This window comes from Shewanella putrefaciens, assembly GCF_016406305.1.
Classification (GTDB): Bacteria; Pseudomonadota; Gammaproteobacteria; order Enterobacterales; family Shewanellaceae; genus Shewanella; species Shewanella putrefaciens_C.
On the sequence record NZ_CP066369.1, the window covers coordinates 3,084,459 to 3,102,282 of the forward strand.

The 17,824-nt window shown below is 47.6% G+C and carries 12 protein-coding genes; 5 read left to right on the forward strand and 7 right to left on the reverse strand.

Annotation, left to right across the window (positions count from 1 at the left end):
* Nucleotides 1-3: 3 nt before the first annotated feature.
* Together JFT56_RS13410 and JFT56_RS13415 are read left to right on the forward strand one after the other, a co-directional pair.
* Nucleotides 4-483, forward strand: a complete 480-nt coding sequence (locus JFT56_RS13410; RefSeq protein WP_198780565.1) for a DUF2947 domain-containing protein — start codon at nt 4-6, stop codon at nt 481-483.
* A 187-nt stretch (nt 484-670) separates the two neighbouring features.
* Complete coding sequence (locus JFT56_RS13415; protein ID WP_198780566.1) at nt 671-1,231, forward strand: chalcone isomerase family protein; 561 nt, start codon at nt 671-673, stop codon at nt 1,229-1,231.
* A 12-nt stretch (nt 1,232-1,243) separates the two neighbouring features.
* Here the strand turns inward: JFT56_RS13415 and JFT56_RS13420 are convergent, their stop codons facing one another.
* Complete coding sequence (locus tag JFT56_RS13420; RefSeq protein ID WP_198780567.1) at nt 1,244-2,146, reverse strand: DUF6268 family outer membrane beta-barrel protein; 903 nt, start codon at nt 2,144-2,146, stop codon at nt 1,244-1,246.
* A gap of 136 nt (nt 2,147-2,282) precedes the next feature.
* The gene (locus JFT56_RS13425; RefSeq protein ID WP_198780568.1) at nt 2,283-2,909 is read right to left on the reverse strand and encodes a TetR/AcrR family transcriptional regulator; all 627 of its coding nucleotides are present in this window, start codon (nt 2,907-2,909) and stop codon (nt 2,283-2,285) included.
* 138 nt (nt 2,910-3,047) lie between these two features.
* On the opposite strand from JFT56_RS13425, the gene JFT56_RS13430 reads away from it, so the two are divergent.
* Nucleotides 3,048-4,157, forward strand: coding sequence for an efflux RND transporter periplasmic adaptor subunit (locus JFT56_RS13430; RefSeq protein WP_198780569.1), 1,110 nt, complete (start codon nt 3,048-3,050; stop codon nt 4,155-4,157).
* A 2-nt stretch (nt 4,158-4,159) separates the two neighbouring features.
* A complete protein-coding gene (locus tag JFT56_RS13435; RefSeq protein WP_198780570.1) occupies nt 4,160-7,240 on the forward strand; it encodes an efflux RND transporter permease subunit in 3,081 nt (1,026 codons plus the stop codon).
* Here JFT56_RS13435 and JFT56_RS13440 read toward each other — a convergent pair.
* Nucleotides 7,225-7,470 carry a YdcH family protein gene (locus tag JFT56_RS13440; protein WP_198780571.1) on the reverse strand — a complete coding sequence of 82 codons (246 nt, stop codon included), beginning with the start codon at nt 7,468-7,470 and terminating at the stop codon, nt 7,225-7,227. The two genes, JFT56_RS13435 and JFT56_RS13440, sit on opposite strands and share 16 nt — an antisense overlap.
* A gap of 236 nt (nt 7,471-7,706) precedes the next feature.
* Here JFT56_RS13440 and JFT56_RS13445 point away from each other — a divergent pair, with 236 nt between their 5' ends.
* The gene (locus JFT56_RS13445) at nt 7,707-9,710 is read left to right on the forward strand and encodes a methyl-accepting chemotaxis protein (protein WP_198780572.1); all 2,004 of its coding nucleotides are present in this window, start codon (nt 7,707-7,709) and stop codon (nt 9,708-9,710) included.
* A gap of 74 nt (nt 9,711-9,784) precedes the next feature.
* On the opposite strand, the gene cydX is transcribed toward JFT56_RS13445, so the two are convergent.
* The 4 genes from cydX to purL form a co-directional block, all read right to left on the reverse strand.
* On the reverse strand, nt 9,785-9,901 hold the full coding sequence (gene cydX / locus JFT56_RS13450; RefSeq protein WP_006082469.1) for a cytochrome bd-I oxidase subunit CydX: 117 nt from the start codon (nt 9,899-9,901) through the stop codon (nt 9,785-9,787).
* Nucleotides 9,902-9,930: 29 nt separating this feature from the next.
* Nucleotides 9,931-11,070 (reverse strand): cytochrome d ubiquinol oxidase subunit II, encoded by a 1,140-nt coding sequence (gene cydB, locus JFT56_RS13455; RefSeq protein WP_198780573.1) that lies wholly within the window; start codon nt 11,068-11,070, stop codon nt 9,931-9,933.
* A 23-nt stretch (nt 11,071-11,093) separates the two neighbouring features.
* The gene (locus JFT56_RS13460) at nt 11,094-12,656 is read right to left on the reverse strand and encodes a cytochrome ubiquinol oxidase subunit I (RefSeq protein WP_198780574.1); all 1,563 of its coding nucleotides are present in this window, start codon (nt 12,654-12,656) and stop codon (nt 11,094-11,096) included.
* A 1,241-nt stretch (nt 12,657-13,897) separates the two neighbouring features.
* Nucleotides 13,898-17,779, reverse strand: a complete 3,882-nt coding sequence (gene purL, locus JFT56_RS13465) for a phosphoribosylformylglycinamidine synthase (protein ID WP_198783576.1) — start codon at nt 17,777-17,779, stop codon at nt 13,898-13,900.
* Nucleotides 17,780-17,824: the final 45 nt, after the last annotated feature.

Below are 17,824 nucleotides of genomic sequence, written 5' to 3' on the forward strand. Positions count from 1 at the left end.
CGATTGTTGCTTACGTACGTCTCTCTCGAACATTACAAACGTAAATGGATTTTTAACCATAAAGATTTACCTGTGACCGATGAAGATAAACTCTCGATTAAACCTCTGACAGAGAAATCATCGATGGAAATCTGGAATCAATGGATCAGCAATAAGAGTAGTCGTGCCGAACAATTTACTAAGGGTGATTGGGCGGCGAAAGCCAACGCTTGGACAAAAACGGATCATTGGCAGAGTGCTTGGGATAACGAAGATAGCAACCTACCCGAAATGTTGGCCGAATTTATCCAGTGGCCAGACGAAACGCCGGTGTATTTTTGCTATGAAAAATACCAAATTATCGAGACGCGCTGGGATGTGTTTGTCCGCAACTGGAAGTGTTTTTTATTTTTCGACGATGGCCCAATTCTTATTTCTCCTAAACAAAAACAAGCTGTTATGTTTGAGCAAAATGGTCAGTACAAGTTAGGTATTCGCGGTTAATCCCGAATAAAATCGCGTTTTTAAGCATTAAATGCCCAAAAGTGAGTGGTAACTAAGCATTGATTAGGCTATCACTCCCCCTTCCTTTCGATTAGTATCAGGCTCGCGTTCACAGCATGGTATCCTCGGATTGCTAATGGAATGAGCCGCACAACTATAACTAAAACAATATGATATGAGGTGTATTATGAAGTTACTCTCGACACTAACCTTAGCTACGGCGCTGTTTCTACCTAATATTTCCTATGCGAAGGTTATCTCTGGCATAGAAGTCGCCGACACTATAATGCTTGAAAACCAATCCTTACCGCTAAATGGCGCTGGGGTTCGCAGTAAATTTTTTATGGATTTGTACGTGGGCAGCCTCTATGTGCCATCACAGCTCAGCAGCACTGTTGCTGTTTTAGAAGCTCCGGTTGCAGCTATCCGTCTTAACATTACCTCTGACATGATCACCGCTGAAAAAATGCGCGATGCGATCACAGAAGGTTTTGAGCAAGCGACGGCAGATAACACCACCGATATTCAACCGCAAATTGATGCTTTTATGGCGCTGTTTAATGAGGAAATTAAACAAGGCGATCAGTTCACCCTCGCGACCAGCAAGGTTCACGGCGTGACCGCTTTTAAGAATGGCAAAGAACAAGCCACCATCGAAGGTGAGATGTTCCGTCAAGCACTATTAAAAATTTGGCTAGGCGATAAACCAGCCCAGAAAAGCCTTAAAGAGGCGATGCTGGGCAAATAACTGATATTAACGTTAGAATTTAAATTCGATATCCAAGGCCGCTGCGCCTTGGTTATCCATCTCGAGCGCAGATTGGCGCGTCACGTCTAACTCACCATTGAAATAGTATCCGGCGTAAAGATTTACCGATAGAGCTGGTGTTGCCAGCCAGCCGCCACGAACATAGCCCACCCACTCATTGGTTTCGACTGCGGTATCATCGTCCTCTATCAGGAATCGCTCCGTTCGACGCGCACTACCCAAGCCAATATTCCAATCAGTATTAAATTGGTAACTCAGCTCCAATCCTGCTGGACCGCTAAACCCGGCTTGGAAGGGGTTAGCCAGTGTCCAATGTTCATTTATCTGCCAGCGCATCGCAAGGTAGGGAACGGTGCGAACTTCATCAATATCATTAAGATAAGCGACACCAAAACCAATCATATTACCCGAATCAAAGGCATACATAGCCGAAGCGACGACGCCGTAACTCTGGGCATTGCTGGACGAAGCCGTGTCGGCGTAGGCATATTGGATCTGTGGTGCTAAAAAGAAGGCCCAATGTTTATCCATGCGATAGTTTAAAGAAACACTGGCGCGATAACGGTCAATGTGATCCCAGCTTTGACCTGTCGCGCCAAAGAGGCTTGACACATTGTTGGCACCGTTGAGGGTAATTTGACGCCAATCGTAATCGAGTCTGTCATAGCCTCCCCGTAACCCAAGGGACCATTGTCGATTCAATGGGATATTCATCCCCGCATTTAACAGCAAACTGTCCCTTTGGAGCTCAGTATTGCCGTTAGCAACTGCGGTGCTCTGCGTGCTTATCTGCGACACACTGAGCTTAAAACGCTTATTTTCAGTCGCTGGTTTTTCAGCCGCGATAGTTACACTACTAAAAACAACCACTAGCAATAGGCTAGTTTTTAACATAAGCGGACTTATATTGCTGAGTGTAGAATGATGATTTATCACGCCAGATCCTTGTACTTTAAAGAGTAAATGTATTGTTGTGGATAATACGCTGACAATAGGGGAAAGGTTCAATCTTTAAATGTAAATGATGCACTTAAACACGATAAGCCTTTAAAAACATCTCAGCGCAGCCGCGGATATAAGTTTCACGCTCTTGTATTAATCCTTCAACATCCAGCCCGAGTTCTAACCTGAGTTTCAACTCACCAAAGAGCATTAAACACAACCTTACGGCGCAGTGATGGGCATTACCAAACCGATATTGGCCTAAAGCTTCTACGGCCACTAAATAGCCGGATAGCATAGCAACCATGTGCTTAGGGCCAGCCTCAAAAAATAACCGCGACACTTCGGGATGGCTGTCGGACTGGGCGACACAGGCTTTAAAGACGGTAATAGCCTCAGGACTGACGATCATGCTTCCAAACTGTAGGGCAAATTGTGTGAGGGTTGACTCGGGTTGAGCGGGATCCTTTAACAAATCATCATTCAGATTGTGGCCAACACATTTCGATTCAATCGCTGCTACAAAGAGCTCATCTTTACTGCCGTAATGGGAATACACGGTTTGCTTAGAAACCCCAGCAAGTCTTGCGACTTCATCCATGCTGGTATGGGGAAAACCTTGACGGCAAAATAAATCAATTGCAGCAACAAGAACTTGCTGTCTTTTCTGCTCACTACGGCTCATAGGTAATGGCTTATCGACTGACGATGTCATATCCACACTCGGATTTATAGGTAGGATAAATTTACCTTAGTTAAGCACAAAATAGACTAGACAGTCCAGTTTCATGCAACTAGACTAGCAAGTCTAGTTACACAAATTTAACCTAAAGCTCACAACGGAAGGATTGCAATGGACCACATAGCCCGACGTTCTTGGCGTACGATTAGCGCTTGCTTATTGGCTATATCGGCCTTAACAGCCTGCCAAAAGGAAGTGACCGAACACGCTAATACCGCTGTATTACAGACTGTGGTCACTGCACCGCTACAGTTATCGACTAGCTACGAGCGTGAGCAAACCTATACAGGCACGATCCGAGCGGGCAATACCACAGGTGTAGGATTCGAACTGTCGGGTAAATTGAGCGAGCTCTTGGTCGACAGTGGGGCCAAAGTGGTTCAGGGGCAAGTTCTGGCAAGATTGGACACCCGATTACTGGATGCTGAACATCAAGAAATACAAGCGAGTCTGTTACAAACTCAGGCCGATGTCGATCTAGCCACCAGCACCTTAAAACGTAACCTCGAACTCAAAAAGTCGGGTTATGTGTCCGAGCAATTGCTCGATGAAAATCGCGGCCAATTAATGAGTCTAGAAGCGGCTAAACAGCGTTTACAGGCCTCGCAACATGCCAATCAACTCAAACTCGATAAATCTAAATTGCTCGCACCTTTTGATGGCACTATCAGCCAACGTCAGCATAACTTAGGTGAAGTGGTCGCCGCTGGCAGCCCTGTATTTACCTTGGTTGGCAATGTTAATCCAGAAGCCTATATCGGTGTTCCCGTGGCCATAGCCAACCAATTTTCCCCGGGACAAGAGGTGAATATCAGCGTACAAGATCAAACATTTATCGCGCAGATTGCCGGCATAAGTGCCGAGGTGAATCCCATTAGTCGCACCCTGCAACTGCGCATTAGTCTACCTAAGGATGCGCGGGTCATTAATGGTGAAATAGCCTATTTGCATCAAAGGCAAACAGTGACACAAGCGGGTTACTGGGTGCCCATCTCCGCACTCACCGATGGGATTCGTGGCCTGTGGAATTTATACCTTGTCACCACAAACTCCGATGAAGCAAAAATCGAACGCCGAGATGTGGAGATCCTCTATACCACTCAAGATAGGGCTTTTATCCAAGGGGCCATTCAGGCAAACGAACATTATGTCAGCCAAGGGCTGCATAAATTAGTCGTTGGCCAAGTCGTCTCCCCCATTGCCACTGCATCGACGAGGTAATCATGATCAAAGCCTTCGTTGAAAATGGCCGCTTAGTCAGCCTCGTTATAGCCCTACTGCTCGTGGCTGGATTTGGCGCTATTTCTAGCCTCCCCCGCACCGAGGATCCCCATATCACCAACCGCTTCGCCTCGGTTATCACACCTTACCCTGGGGCATCGGCCGAAAGGGTTGAAGCCTTAGTGACTGAAGTATTAGAAAATCAGCTGCGCCGCCTAGAAGAGATCAAACTGATCCAATCCACATCAAGGCCCGGCATTTCGGTTATCCAATTGGAGCTGAAAGACACTGTTATGGCGACAGATCCCGTATGGTCGAGGGCGAGGGATTTACTCGCCGATGCCAAAAACACACTGCCAGACGGAACTCAAACGTCAACCTTAGATGATCAAATAGGCTATGCCTATACCGCCATTTTAAGCCTAGTGTGGAACACCAACACGCCCGTTCGAGTGGATATGCTTAACCGCTATGCCAAGGAATTACAGAGCCGTCTAAGGCTACTGCCCGGCACAGACTTTGTTAAACTCTACGGCGCACCCACGGAGGAAATCTTAGTCCAGCTCGATGGCAATAAAATGAGCCAATTACAGCTCACCCCCGCCGCTATCGCCCAAATACTCAGTGGCGCCGATAGTAAAATTGCCGCGGGTGAGATCAACAACTCAGCGTTTCGCGCCTTAGTCGAGGTTTCGGGTGAGCTAGACTCACAGACCCGCATTCGCCAAGTGCCATTAAAGGTCGATACCCAAGGGCAAATTATCCGTCTTGGAGATATTGCCAGCATTTCCCGTCAGCCTAAAACCCCAGCGGACAGCCTAGCCCTAGTCGATGGTGAACAGGGCGTATTTGTTGCCGCCCGTATGCTTAATAATACCCGCGTCGATCTCTGGCAGTTACAAGTCAACAAAGTCGTAGAAGAATTGAATCGCGATATCCCAGCCAATATTAAAATCCAATGGTTGTTCGAACAAAACAGCTATACCAGTGAGCGGCTCGGCGGATTAGTCGTGAATCTACTCCAAGGTTTTGTGATCATTTTATTGGTGCTCCTGCTAACCCTCGGCCTAAGGAATGCCGTGATAGTGGCCATTTCTTTGCCTTTAACCGCATTATTTACCTTGGCCTGTATGAAATATATTGGGCTGCCGATACATCAAATGTCGGTCACAGGTCTGGTCGTTGCCCTTGGGATCATGGTGGATAATGCCATTGTGATCGTCGATGCCATCGCCCAGCGCCGCCAACAGGGTATGGGCCGTTTAGCCGCGGTGAGCGAAACCTTACATCACCTGTGGCTGCCGCTAGCGGGGTCCACTATTACAACAATTTTGGCCTTTGCACCCATAGTGCTCATGCCCGGCGCCGCGGGGGAATTTGTCGGCGGTATCGCCATGTCGGTGATGTTTGCACTACTAGGTTCGTACTTGATTTCCCACACCTTAATTGCAGGACTGGCGGGACGATTTAGCCATGAAGGCAAAAACGATGTTTGGTATCAACATGGGATCAATGTTCCCTTTATCAGTGGCTACTTTCAAGCCAGCCTAAGGGCCGCACTAAAACGCCCCATATTGAGCGCGGTCGTGATAGGCATTATTCCGGCATTGGGGTTCTATGCCTCGGGCAAAATGACTGAACAGTTTTTTCCGCCCTCAGACAGGGACATGTTCCAAGTCGAAGTGTATCTCGCCCCCCATGTCAGCCTAGAAAACACCTTAAACCAAGTCGGTTTAATGGATAAACTGCTGCATAAGGTGGAAGGTGTCACACAAGTCGATTGGGTCGTCGGTGGCAACACGCCCTCATTCTATTACAACTTAACCCAACGGCAGCAAGGCGCGACAAACTACGCCCAGGCCATGGTGAAAGTGACCGATTTTGAACGCGCCAATGCGCTTATACCCCAATTACAACGGCAACTGGATAGCGAATTTCCCGAAGCGCAGGTCCTAGTGCGCAAATTAGAACAGGGCCCTCCCTTTAATGCACCGGTGGAGCTGATGATCTTCGGTCCTAACCTCGACACATTGCGCTCCCTAGGGGATGAAGTTCGCAATATCCTTGCCGCAACGCCCGATGTGATCCATACCCGTGCGACCCTCAGTGCAGGAGCCCCTAAGGTATGGCTGCAGGTTAATGAAGATGCGAGTTTAATGAGTGGCTTAAGCTTGAGCGATATCGCCAAGCAAATCCAAATGTCGACCACAGGGGTCATAGGCGGCAGCGTGTTGGAACAGACAGAATCCCTGCCCGTTAGAGTCAGGCTCGGTGATGGCAGTCGTGAGCAGGCGAGTAAACTGTCAGAAATTCAATTAGTGACCCCAAGGGGTGAAGCGGTCGCACTTTCAGCCCTCGCCCACAGCGAAGTGCAAGTCAGTCGTGGCGCTATTCCGCGGCGCAACGGCCAAAGGGTCAATACCATAGAAGCCTATATCGTCAGCGGAGTATTACCCGCCCAAGTACTCAATGATGTAAAAGACGCTGTGAGCCAGTTGCCACTGCCCTCCGGCTATCGAATTGAAATTGGAGGCGAAAGTGCAAAGCGCAACGAAGCTGTCGGTAACTTGCTATCAAACGTCATGCTGGTTGTGACTTTGCTGCTGGCGACTGTGGTACTGTCCTTCAACTCCTTTAGGTTGACCGCCATCATTTTATTCAGCGCACTGCAATCTGCGGGACTGGGTTTACTCGCGGTCTTTGTATTTGGTTATCCCTTTGGTTTTCCTGTGATCATTGGATTACTGGGGTTAATGGGACTTGCCATCAATGCCGCCATAGTGATCTTGGCCGAACTTGAAGATATACCCAGTGCTAGACTCGGCGACAAAGAAACCATTATCAGCACAGTCAGCAGTTGCGGCCGCCATATTAGCTCGACAACCATCACCACAGTGGGCGGGTTTATTCCGCTTATCATCGCGGGGGGTGGGTTTTGGCCGCCATTTGCGATTGCTATCGCGGGCGGCACGCTGCTAACGACCCTGTTATCTCTGGTATGGGTACCGACTATGTATCTACTATTGATGAAGAAGCGAGAAAAGTGTCACCCTGCGGTGCTCCAATCTCAGATAGCATCATGAACTAGGTACTGATACAGCTTATCTTTGAGGTTTAAACGCTCTAATTTTAATGCCAAAAAGTGCTCATCGGCGGTGGGCACTTTGGTGAGTTCCAATGCCCGGATCTTATGGTCTAGTTCATGGTAACGGCCCGCCATAGTCGCAAAGGTGGAATTATTGCTTTTTAGATGCTTAATTTGATCGGAAAAATCAGGAAACTCATAGATTAATGCGTGATTCTCGCCCAGCATAGTGACACTCCTGTTGATGTTAAAATTCAGTAAACTGCACATCCCTAAGCAGCTTAGTCTATCCTTGCCTGACTATGCCAATTCGTATGCCACGCAAACATGCCATTAATATTTGTGTTTTCCACGAAAAGACACCGAACTCGTTATAAAGAATAGGAAATCTTAGACTCACATCAAGACCATTAGGTAAAACTTAGATTACATTAGCGTTAACCTGTACCTTTTAGGAGCGCATAATGAACTATAACAATTGGCCGATTGCAAAACAGATTGGCGCCCTTGCCTTTTTTCTTACCCTGATCATTTTTAGCATACTCAGTACCCTCTCCTACCAAGCGGCTTCAAACGTGCTCGAAGACAAAGGCATCAGTGCGATGAAGGCCGAGATGCACGCCGTATCCGATATGTTAGAACTGCAATATGACAGTCTTCTGCAACTGGCAAGACGTAACGCCGATGTCTTTAAGGAAATGTACCCTGGACAGTTCAGTAAATCGGACCAAAGCGTCAGCATTATGGGGGTGAATTCCCCTATCCTCATGCACGAACAAGAGAACATTAACGCCTCAAAAAGTAAGGTCGATCGTTTTGCCAATCTGACAGGTGGAACGGCAACTGTCTTCGTGCGTGATGGCGATGATTTTATGCGGGTTTCAACCTCCCTCAAAAAAGCCGACGGTAGCCGCGCACTAGGGACTTACCTAGGTAAAACCCATCCAGGCTATCAAATCCTTCTCGGCGGTAATGAATACGAAGGCTACGCCAAACTCTTCGGTAAAGACTATATGACAGTCTATCGCCCAGTGAAGGACAAACAGGGCCAAGTCATTGGGATCTTATATATCGGGTTTGAGATCACCAATTCTTTGCAGCAACTACAAAAAGCCGTGAATAAACTCACCTTAGAAGAGAGCGGCAACTTTCTGCTCATGCGCAACGTAGACCAAGTCCTCGTTGCACACCCACAGTTTACTTCCAATGAGCCCGTCACTGAATCTATGCTCGATGGCTTGAGCTTAACCCAAGCCATGCAGGCTGATACCGATTGGCGTTATAGCAACAGCAAAAATGAACCCATGTTTGCCTATACCCAAATGGTCAGAGGCTGGAATTGGATGCTGGTAGGCCAAGTCAAAGCGACGGAACTCAACGAAGAAAGCCTGCACTTACTCACGATCAACGCCATTGTCGCCATCACAGGCATAGCACTGATAACCGTATTATTGTCACTAGTGTTAGTGCGTTCACTCAAACCTTTGCATGCCCTGCAAGTGCATATGGAAACCTTAGGCCGAGGCGATTTTAGCCGCCCACTGCCGCCATCGGTACCCCAGAGTCAAAATGAAGTCGATAAAATCACCACTAGCGTATCGACCATGTCTTCGGAGTTAAGGCAACTGATGATCGCATTGCAGGGTTCGGTAACGAGCCTAGAGCAGCAGGCCGCCAAGGCACAGAGCATCGCCAAGCAAAATGGCGAAGAAGCCCAGGCCCTAATGTTACAAACCGATCAAATTGCCACGGCTATCGAAGAAATGTCGACCTCTATCCGCGACGTGGCAAACCATGCACAGGATGGGGCCAATCAGAGTCAACAGGTGGACTTAGCCGCAAAAGCGGGTCAAAACCAACAGGCTAAAGTAGTGCAAGATCTGCTCAAACTCAGCCAACAACTGAATAACAGCCACCAATCCGTTGAAAAAGTTAGCCAAGAAAGTGAAGCCATCAGTAAAGTCACCGAAGTGATTAACAGTATTGCGGAGCAAACCAACCTTCTAGCGCTCAACGCCGCCATTGAAGCCGCGCGGGCGGGTGAGCAAGGCCGTGGCTTTGCCGTTGTTGCCGATGAGGTCAGGATCTTAGCCCAGCGCACCCAAGCTTCTATCTTAGAAATAGGACAAACTATCAATAAATTACAAACCCAAGTGAAGACCACCACAGAACAAATGGCCCAAAGTCATCAGCTAGGCATGGCATCGGCAACCCAAGGTGAAGCGACGGGCGAGCAACTGCAGGAAATCACCCAGCGTATCGGTGAACTGGCCATCAGCTCACGTAATATTGCCTCGGCAACCGAGCAGCAGAGCAGTGTGGCAGAGGAGATCACCCATAACCTGCACCAGATCAGTGAATTAGCCAACGAAGGTGAGCAACGCGCGGTGCAGGCAGTCCAGTCGGCCGATGAGTTATCCTCCTTAGCCGTGGCGTTAAAACGACAAATAAGCCAATTTAAAGCCTAGTTCTAGGCGCTAGAATCTAGAAACTCTCCAATAAAAAACCCGCATCAGCGGGTTTTTTTAATCAAGCTTAGGCGTTACTCGGCATCATCTGCCGATCTGTCCATGTTCTCCGTATTCTCAAGCCACAGGGCGTTGATAATTCCGAAAGAACAGGCCAACAAAACCCCTAATATCCACGTGAAATACCACATAGCAGGTGCTCCTTAATTCTTCGTAAACATTAATAGAGTGAGGCTTTGTTATCTTCAATATGTTTGCGGTTTAAACGACCAAACATCTTGAAGTAAGTCCATACAGTGTAACTTAACACGATTGGAACGAAGATAATCGCCGCCCAAGTCATTACCGTTAATGTCATTTCACTGGCAGTCGCATCCCACATGGTCAAGCTCACATTAGGGTCTAGCGATGATGGCATGACGAATGGGAACATAGCCGCGCCACAGGTTAAAATCACCATAGCCACAGTCAGTGAACTGAATAGGAACGCAAAACCTGAGCGGTTTAAGCGACTCACAAGGATCACTAACAGCGGCAATACCACACCCAAAATAGGGAACAGCATAGTCACAGGGTACTTGTCATAGTTAGCTAACCAAGCGCCAGCTTCTATGGCCACAGTCTTCATCGTAGGGTTAGACATGGCATTGTGGTCTAAGGTCGAAGTCACGACATAACCATCAATACCATTAGCCAACCACACGCCTGCCGCAGCAAATAATACCGCCACGAGCAATGCGAAGAATTGTGTTGCTTTAGCCGCACGCACCCGCAATTCACTGTCGGTCTTCATTTGTAACCAAGCAGCACCCTGCATCATAAACATGCTTACGCTGACAAGACCTGCCAGTAAACCGAATGGATTCAACAGGCCGAACAAACCACCGTGGTAAGTTGCCCGCAGGAACTCATCAAAGTTAAATGGAACACCTTGCAATAAGTTACCAAAGGCAACGCCTATGATCAGCGGCGGTACAAAACCACCACAGAATAAGGCCCAATCCCATGACTTACGCCATTTTGGGTTTTCAATCTTAGAGCGGTAATCAAACCCAACAGGACGGGTATACAAGGCAAACAGCACTATCATCATGGCCACATAGAAGCCAGAGAAAGACACAGCATACACCATAGGCCAAGCGGCAAATAACGCACCACCCGCCGTAATTAACCACACTTGGTTACCATCCCAATGGGGGGCGATGGTATTGACCATGATACGGCGCTCGGTATCGTCTTTGCCTATGATGGGCAGTAACGCACCGACACCCATGTCAAAACCGTCAGTAATCGCAAATCCGATGAACAGCACGCCGATCAGAGCCCACCAGATAACTCTCAATATTTCATAATCAAACATAATGAAATCCTCTGCTTAGGCTTCTAATTGTGTGAAGCATTAGTCTCGAAGTGATAACGGCCGGTCTTTAAACTGCTAGGTCCAAGGCGGGCAAACTTAAGCATCAAGAATATCTCAATCACCAACAGCACAGTGTAGAACAGGGTGATAGAAAGAATACTGAACCATAAGTCACCGGTCGTTAAACTCGATGCAGACATAAAGGTCGGCAATACTTCAGAAATGGTCCAAGGTTGACGACCATACTCGGCCACAAACCAACCACACTCAATCGCAATCCAAGGTAATGGCAAGCTGAAAAGCGCGGCCTTAAGCACCCATTTTTTCTCTTCGATTTGGTGACGAGTGCTTTGCCAGAATGCTGCAGCAAACACCAGAAGCATGAAGAAACCTAATCCCACCATGATCCGGAAGCTCCAGAAAATGGGCGCAACATTGGGGATAGAATCCTTAGCCGCGGCTTGAATTTGCTCTTCGGTCGCATCGACTATGTTATCGGTATAACGCTTGAGTAATAACCCGTAACCGAGGTCGACTTTTGCCTCTTCAAAGGCTGCACGCAGTTCAGGTGTATCTTCACCGGCACGCAGTTTGACGAGCATCTCATAAGCTTTCATACCGTTACGGATACGCACTTCGTGCTCGGTAATTAAGTCACGAATACCGGTTACTTCTTCATCCAATGAGCGTGTTGCCACTATACCCATAGCATAAGGAATTTTGATCGCATAATCGGTGTGCATGGTTTCTTGATTAGGGAAACCCACGGCAGTAAAGGCTGCAGGTGCAGGTTCTGTGTGCCACTCAGCTTCAATCGCCGCTAACTTAACGCGCTGCGCTTCACCAACCTTATAGCCAGATTCGTCACCTAACACGATAACCGACAGAATCGATGCCATACCAAAACTGGCGGCAATCGCAAATGAGCGGCGGGCAAAGGGTAAATCACGCTTCTTAAGAATGTAGTAAGCACTGATAGCAAGAACGAACATAGCGCCCGTCACATAACCCGAAGCCACTGTGTGAACAAACTTCACCTGGGCCACAGGGTTAAATACCACTTCGGCGAAGCTGGTCATTTCCATGCGCATTGTTTCGTAATTGAACACTGAACCGACAGGGTTTTGCATCCAACCGTTTGCCACTAAGATCCACAATGCTGAGAAGTTAGAACCAAAGGCCACTAACCAAGTCACAGCTAAATGTTGACGCTTAGTGAAACGATCCCAACCGAAGAAGAACATACCCACAAAGGTAGATTCCAAGAAGAAGGCCATTAAACCTTCAATGGCCAGTGGTGCACCAAAAATGTCACCCACATAATGCGAATAGTAAGACCAGTTAGTACCAAACTGGAACTCCATCGCTAAACCCGTTGAAACACCTAAGGCAAAGTTAATACCAAATAACTTACCCCAGAACTTAGTCATATCTTTATAAATTTGTTTATCTGTCATCACATACAGTGATTCCATGATAGCCAGCAAAAATGCCAACCCCAATGTCAAGGGAACAAACAGGAAGTGATACATGGCTGTCAGCGCAAACTGCAGCCGCGATAGCTCAACAACCTCTTCAACAATCATCGGTGACTCCTTACGTGGTGCGTCCAATTGCCATGACAATCTAAGCCATTCATAGCAAGTGCCTTTGTAGGATAGTGAGTTTTCATTCTGTGTTTATAGCTGAGGTCAGTATAAACCGTTAAATTTTATCTTTAGCATTACATCGAGGCAGCAAGGCCTAAAAGTCCCTATTTCCATCACATACTGAGACATGAGTCACACTATTATTCGGCATTGAGACAAACACCTCACCACCCAATCAATCAAATGATCTCATTGATATAAATATCAGATAGTTAAGATATTTATTCGTTTTCATTTGTGAGTATTTTATACCACCCGCCTTTGATTCAAATCAATCAAACTCAAGGGTTTAGATGGGTTTTGCGGCGGGGCACACACTTCCCATCAACTCGCAGTTGACAGAGGCAAAAAAACGGAGTAGAGAGACGATTTCATTCAGTAAAAACCAACGTTTTTAGCCATCTCAACCAATAATTGACATCTAACTAATAAAAACAACAACAAACAATTTTTAAACAACAATTTTACTAAATAAAAATAAGTTAAAATAATCACCAATCAAATTAGTAATAAATAAATTCAACAACTTAAAATAAAACAAATTCAAAAAACACAACAAATCAATTTTTATGAATTAGTTTTTTTAATCTAAAAACGTATTTTTTCTCGTTTGATAACATTCGTCGAACTGCTTAATATATGTCCTGTGTTAAGGAGACGGTTTGACAGTTCTGGTGAAACGCCCCAGACAAGTCCCACTTCGCGCACATTGGTATTAACTTTGGTGTGGAGATAGAGATATGACAAACTTATTTGAACGTCTGGTTAACAGCTATAAGCGTGTTTTCGTTGAACTTTATACAGCTCGAGAGCTGTAAGATTTTATCGCTTATTCAGCATAGATTTTGATTTAACTTGAAGTTTTGTTAGCGCAAAACAAGCCCCCATCTCCATGAGATGGGGGCTTTTTCTTTTATGGCTGGGCTCTGTTAAACCAAAGAATACCGATCACATTGGCAGTATTTAAATAGCACGATTGCACATTCTACCCATTAAGGGGTAATTATTGTTTTAAATGAACATTTTCCCACATCTATCCATTAGAATATTTGCAATATAGGTGAAAGGATTGAAATATAAATGTTTTTGTAAAAGTGCATTTTAAATATAAAAAAAGGAGCGAAAATTTCGCTCCTTTTTTATCACTTTCTCGAACTAACTCTCTACATTTTAACCGCTTAGCCTAAGGTCACTCGCGCATTGCGGAACATACGCATCCAAGGGCTATCTTCACCCCAAGCATCCGGATGCCAAGAGTTCGCCACTGTTCTGAACACACGTTCCGGGTGCGGCATCATCAAGGTTACGCGGCCATCTGTGGTACTAATCCCCGTCAAGCCATTTGGCGAGCCGTTCGGGTTTTGTGGATACTGAGTCGCAATATCCCCCTTACCATTGACAAAACGCAGGGCAATAGTGCCTGACGCTTCGGCAATCGCCAACGCTTCAGGACTGGCAAACTCAGCCAAACCTTCCCCGTGGGATACGGCGATAGGCATACGCGAACCCGCCATACCTTGGAAGAATAACGATGGGCTCTGTTGCACTTCAACTAAGCTGAAACGCGCTTCAAAACGCTCTGAGCGGTTGCGCACAAAACGTGGCCAATGCTCGCTGCCTGGAATGATTTCCTTCAAATTAGACAGCATTTGACAGCCGTTACACACCCCAAGGGCAAAGCTTGAGTCACGCTCAAAGAAACGTGAAAACTCATCGCGGGCACGCGCGTTAAACAGAATCGACTTAGCCCAACCTTCACCCGCGCCTAATACGTCACCGTAGGAGAAGCCACCACAGGCCACCAGACCTTGGAACTCTTCTAGGCTGATACGGCCAGATAAAATGTCCGACATGTGCACGTCGCGGCTTTCAAATCCAGCACGGTCAAAGGCAGCTGCCATTTCCACGTGGGAGTTAACGCCCTGCTCACGCAGAATCGCCATCTTAGGCGCAGCGCCCTTTAGGATATAAGGCGCGGCAACATCGGTACTTGGATCAAAACTTAAGTTAACGGTTAAGCCTAAATCGGTTTCATCTTGCTTAAGTTTGAACTCTTCAAGCGCGCAGGCTGGGTTATCACGCAGCGCTTGCATACGATACGTGGTTTCTGACCACACTGTCCGCAGCGCCACACGGCTATCAGAGAAGATTTCACGCGCGCCATCTTTAATGGTGATGCGTTGATCGTCGGCTAATGTGCCGATCACATGGCAAGGCACGCCCGCGATAGCAAACTGAGCGGCAATTTTCGCCGCATTGTCACGGCTCACTTGCAACACAGCGCCGAGCTCTTCATTAAAGAGTCTTTCTAAATCAGTGCCCTGCAAGTCTTCTACATCGATATCTAAGCCAGTATTACCGGCAAAGGCCATTTCCACTAAGGTAGTGAATAAACCACCATCACTTCGGTCGTGGTAGGCGATAACCGATTTTTTAGCCACTAGATTTTGCATGGTTTCGAAGAAACCGCGCAGCAGTGCAGCATCGTCTAGATCCGGCGCAACATCCCCTAACTCACCAAACACTTGGGCTAAACAAGAACCGCCTAAACGATTTTTGCCCGCACCTAAATCCACTAACAATAAAGACGTTTCGCCCTTATCGGTACGTAGCTCTGGCGTCACTGTATTGCGAATATCTTGCACCACACCAAAGGCGGTGATGACCAATGACATAGGCGATGTCACGGTTTTGTTCTCGCCATCTTGCTGCCATGCGGTCTTCATCGACATAGAGTCTTTACCGACCGGAATAGTCAGGCTGAGCTCTGGGCACAGTTCTTCACCCACGGCTTTCACCGCTTCATAAAGACCCGCATCTTCGCCAGGGTGACCCGCGGCAGACATCCAGTTGGCAGAAAGCTTGATGCGCTTAAATGAACCTATATCGGCACCGGCGATATTCATGATGGATTCAGCCACCGCCATACGGGCAGAGGCGCCAAAATCCAGCAGTGCTAATGGCGTGCGCTCGCCCATCGACATAGCTTCACCGGCGTAGGTATCAAAACTTGCCGCTGTGACCGCGCAGTCAGCGACCGGTACTTGCCATGGGCCTACCATTTGGTCACGGTTCACTAAACCTGTAACTGTGCGATCGCCAATAGTGATAAGGAAGGTTTTATCCGCCACTGTTGGCAAGCTCAGTACGCGTTTAACCGCTTCTTTAACATCAATTTTATCTTGCGCTAACGCGGGTGATACCGCTTTAGCCGATACCACATCGCGGCTCATCTTAGGCGCTTTACCTAATAGAACTTCGAGGGGTAAATCGATAGGATTATTATCGAAATGGCTGTCGGCGAGCGTTAAATGTTTTTCCGCCGTCGCTTCACCCACCACAGCAAAGGGTGCGCGCTCACGCTCACAAATTGCCGTAAATAGCGCGAGGTTTTCTGGGGCAACCGACAGCACATAACGTTCCTGTGATTCGTTACACCAGATTTCCAGCGGGCTCATGCCTGGCTCATCCGAAGGCACATTACGCAGATTAAACAAACCACCGCGCTCGCCGTCATTCACGAGTTCAGGGAAAGCGTTCGACAAACCGCCCGCGCCCACATCGTGGATAAATTGGATCGGGTTTTTATCGCCAAGTTGCCAGCTGCGGTCGATCACTTCCTGACAACGACGCTCCATTTCTGGGTTTTCACGTTGTACCGAGGCAAAATCTAAGTCTTCACTCGATTGACCCGATGCCATAGACGAAGCGGCGCCGCCACCTAAACCTATGTTCATCGCTGGGCCACCCAGCACAATCAGCTTAGCGCCAACGGTGATTTCGCCCTTCTGTACATGTTCTTCGCGAATGTTGCCTAAACCACCGGCTAACATAATCGGCTTGTGGTAACCACGCACTTCAACGCCGTTATGGCTGCTGACTTCCTGCTCGTAGGTACGGAAATAACCGACCAGTGCCGGGCGACCAAATTCGTTGTTAAATGCCGCGCCGCCTAAGGGGCCTTCGGTCATAATATCCAGCGCACTCACGATACGATCTGGCTTACCGTATTGACCTTCCCAGGGTTGAACAAAACCCGGGATTTTTAAATTTGATACCGTAAAACCCGTTAAGCCTGCTTTAGGTTTAGAGCCGCGGCCCGTCGCACCTTCATCACGAATTTCACCGCCCGAACCCGTTGCAGCACCTGGGTATGGGCTGATCGCGGTTGGATGGTTATGGGTTTCCACTTTCATCAAGACGTGCATTGGTTCGGTGTGATAGCTATAAACCCCGTTTGGATCGGGGAAGAAACGTCCCGCAACAGAACCTTCCATCACAGCCGCGTTATCTTTATAGGCAGATAACACATGATCAGGCGTGGTTTCAAAGGTGTTCTTAATCATCTTGAACAACGACTTAGACTGAACCTCACCATCAATGGTCCAATCGGCGTTAAAAATCTTGTGGCGGCAATGCTCAGAGTTCGCCTGGGCAAACATCATCAATTCGATATCGTTCGGATTACGGCCTAAACGCACAAAGTTTTCGACTAAGTAGTCGATTTCATCTTCGGCGAGGGCCAGACCCATCTCGACGTTAGCCACTTCTAATGCGCGGCGACCTTCCCCAAGAATATTGACACTCTTAAATGGCGCAGGCTCAGTGCGTTTGAATAGCATATCGGCTTTAGCAAAATCATCGAGAATGACTTCCACCATGCGATCGTGCAGCAGCGCATTGAGGCTTTGTTGCTGCGCCGCAGTGAGCACGTCTGACTCGACATAATACGCAATGCCCCGCTCCAAACGCTTCACTTTTCCAAGGCCACAATTATGGGCGATGTCAGTGGCTTTTGAAGACCAAGGGGAAATGGTACCGGGGCGAGGAGTGACAAACAGGAGTGAACCTTGGGGGATATGAGCTTCTATCGCAGGTCCATAGGTGAGAATTTTTTCAAGTTGCTGGCGTTCATTTGTGTCGAGCAACTCGCTCAAATCCGCTAAATGGACATATTCAGCATAGATTTGGCGTACCGGAAGCGCCGCGTTTTCGCAGGCCTCCATCAGCTTTTGCACCCTAAACGTCGAGAGTGCAGGGGCTCCGCGGATGATCTCCATCACGTCTATTCACCTTATTATTTATTATTGCAGGGGTCAGAGGTG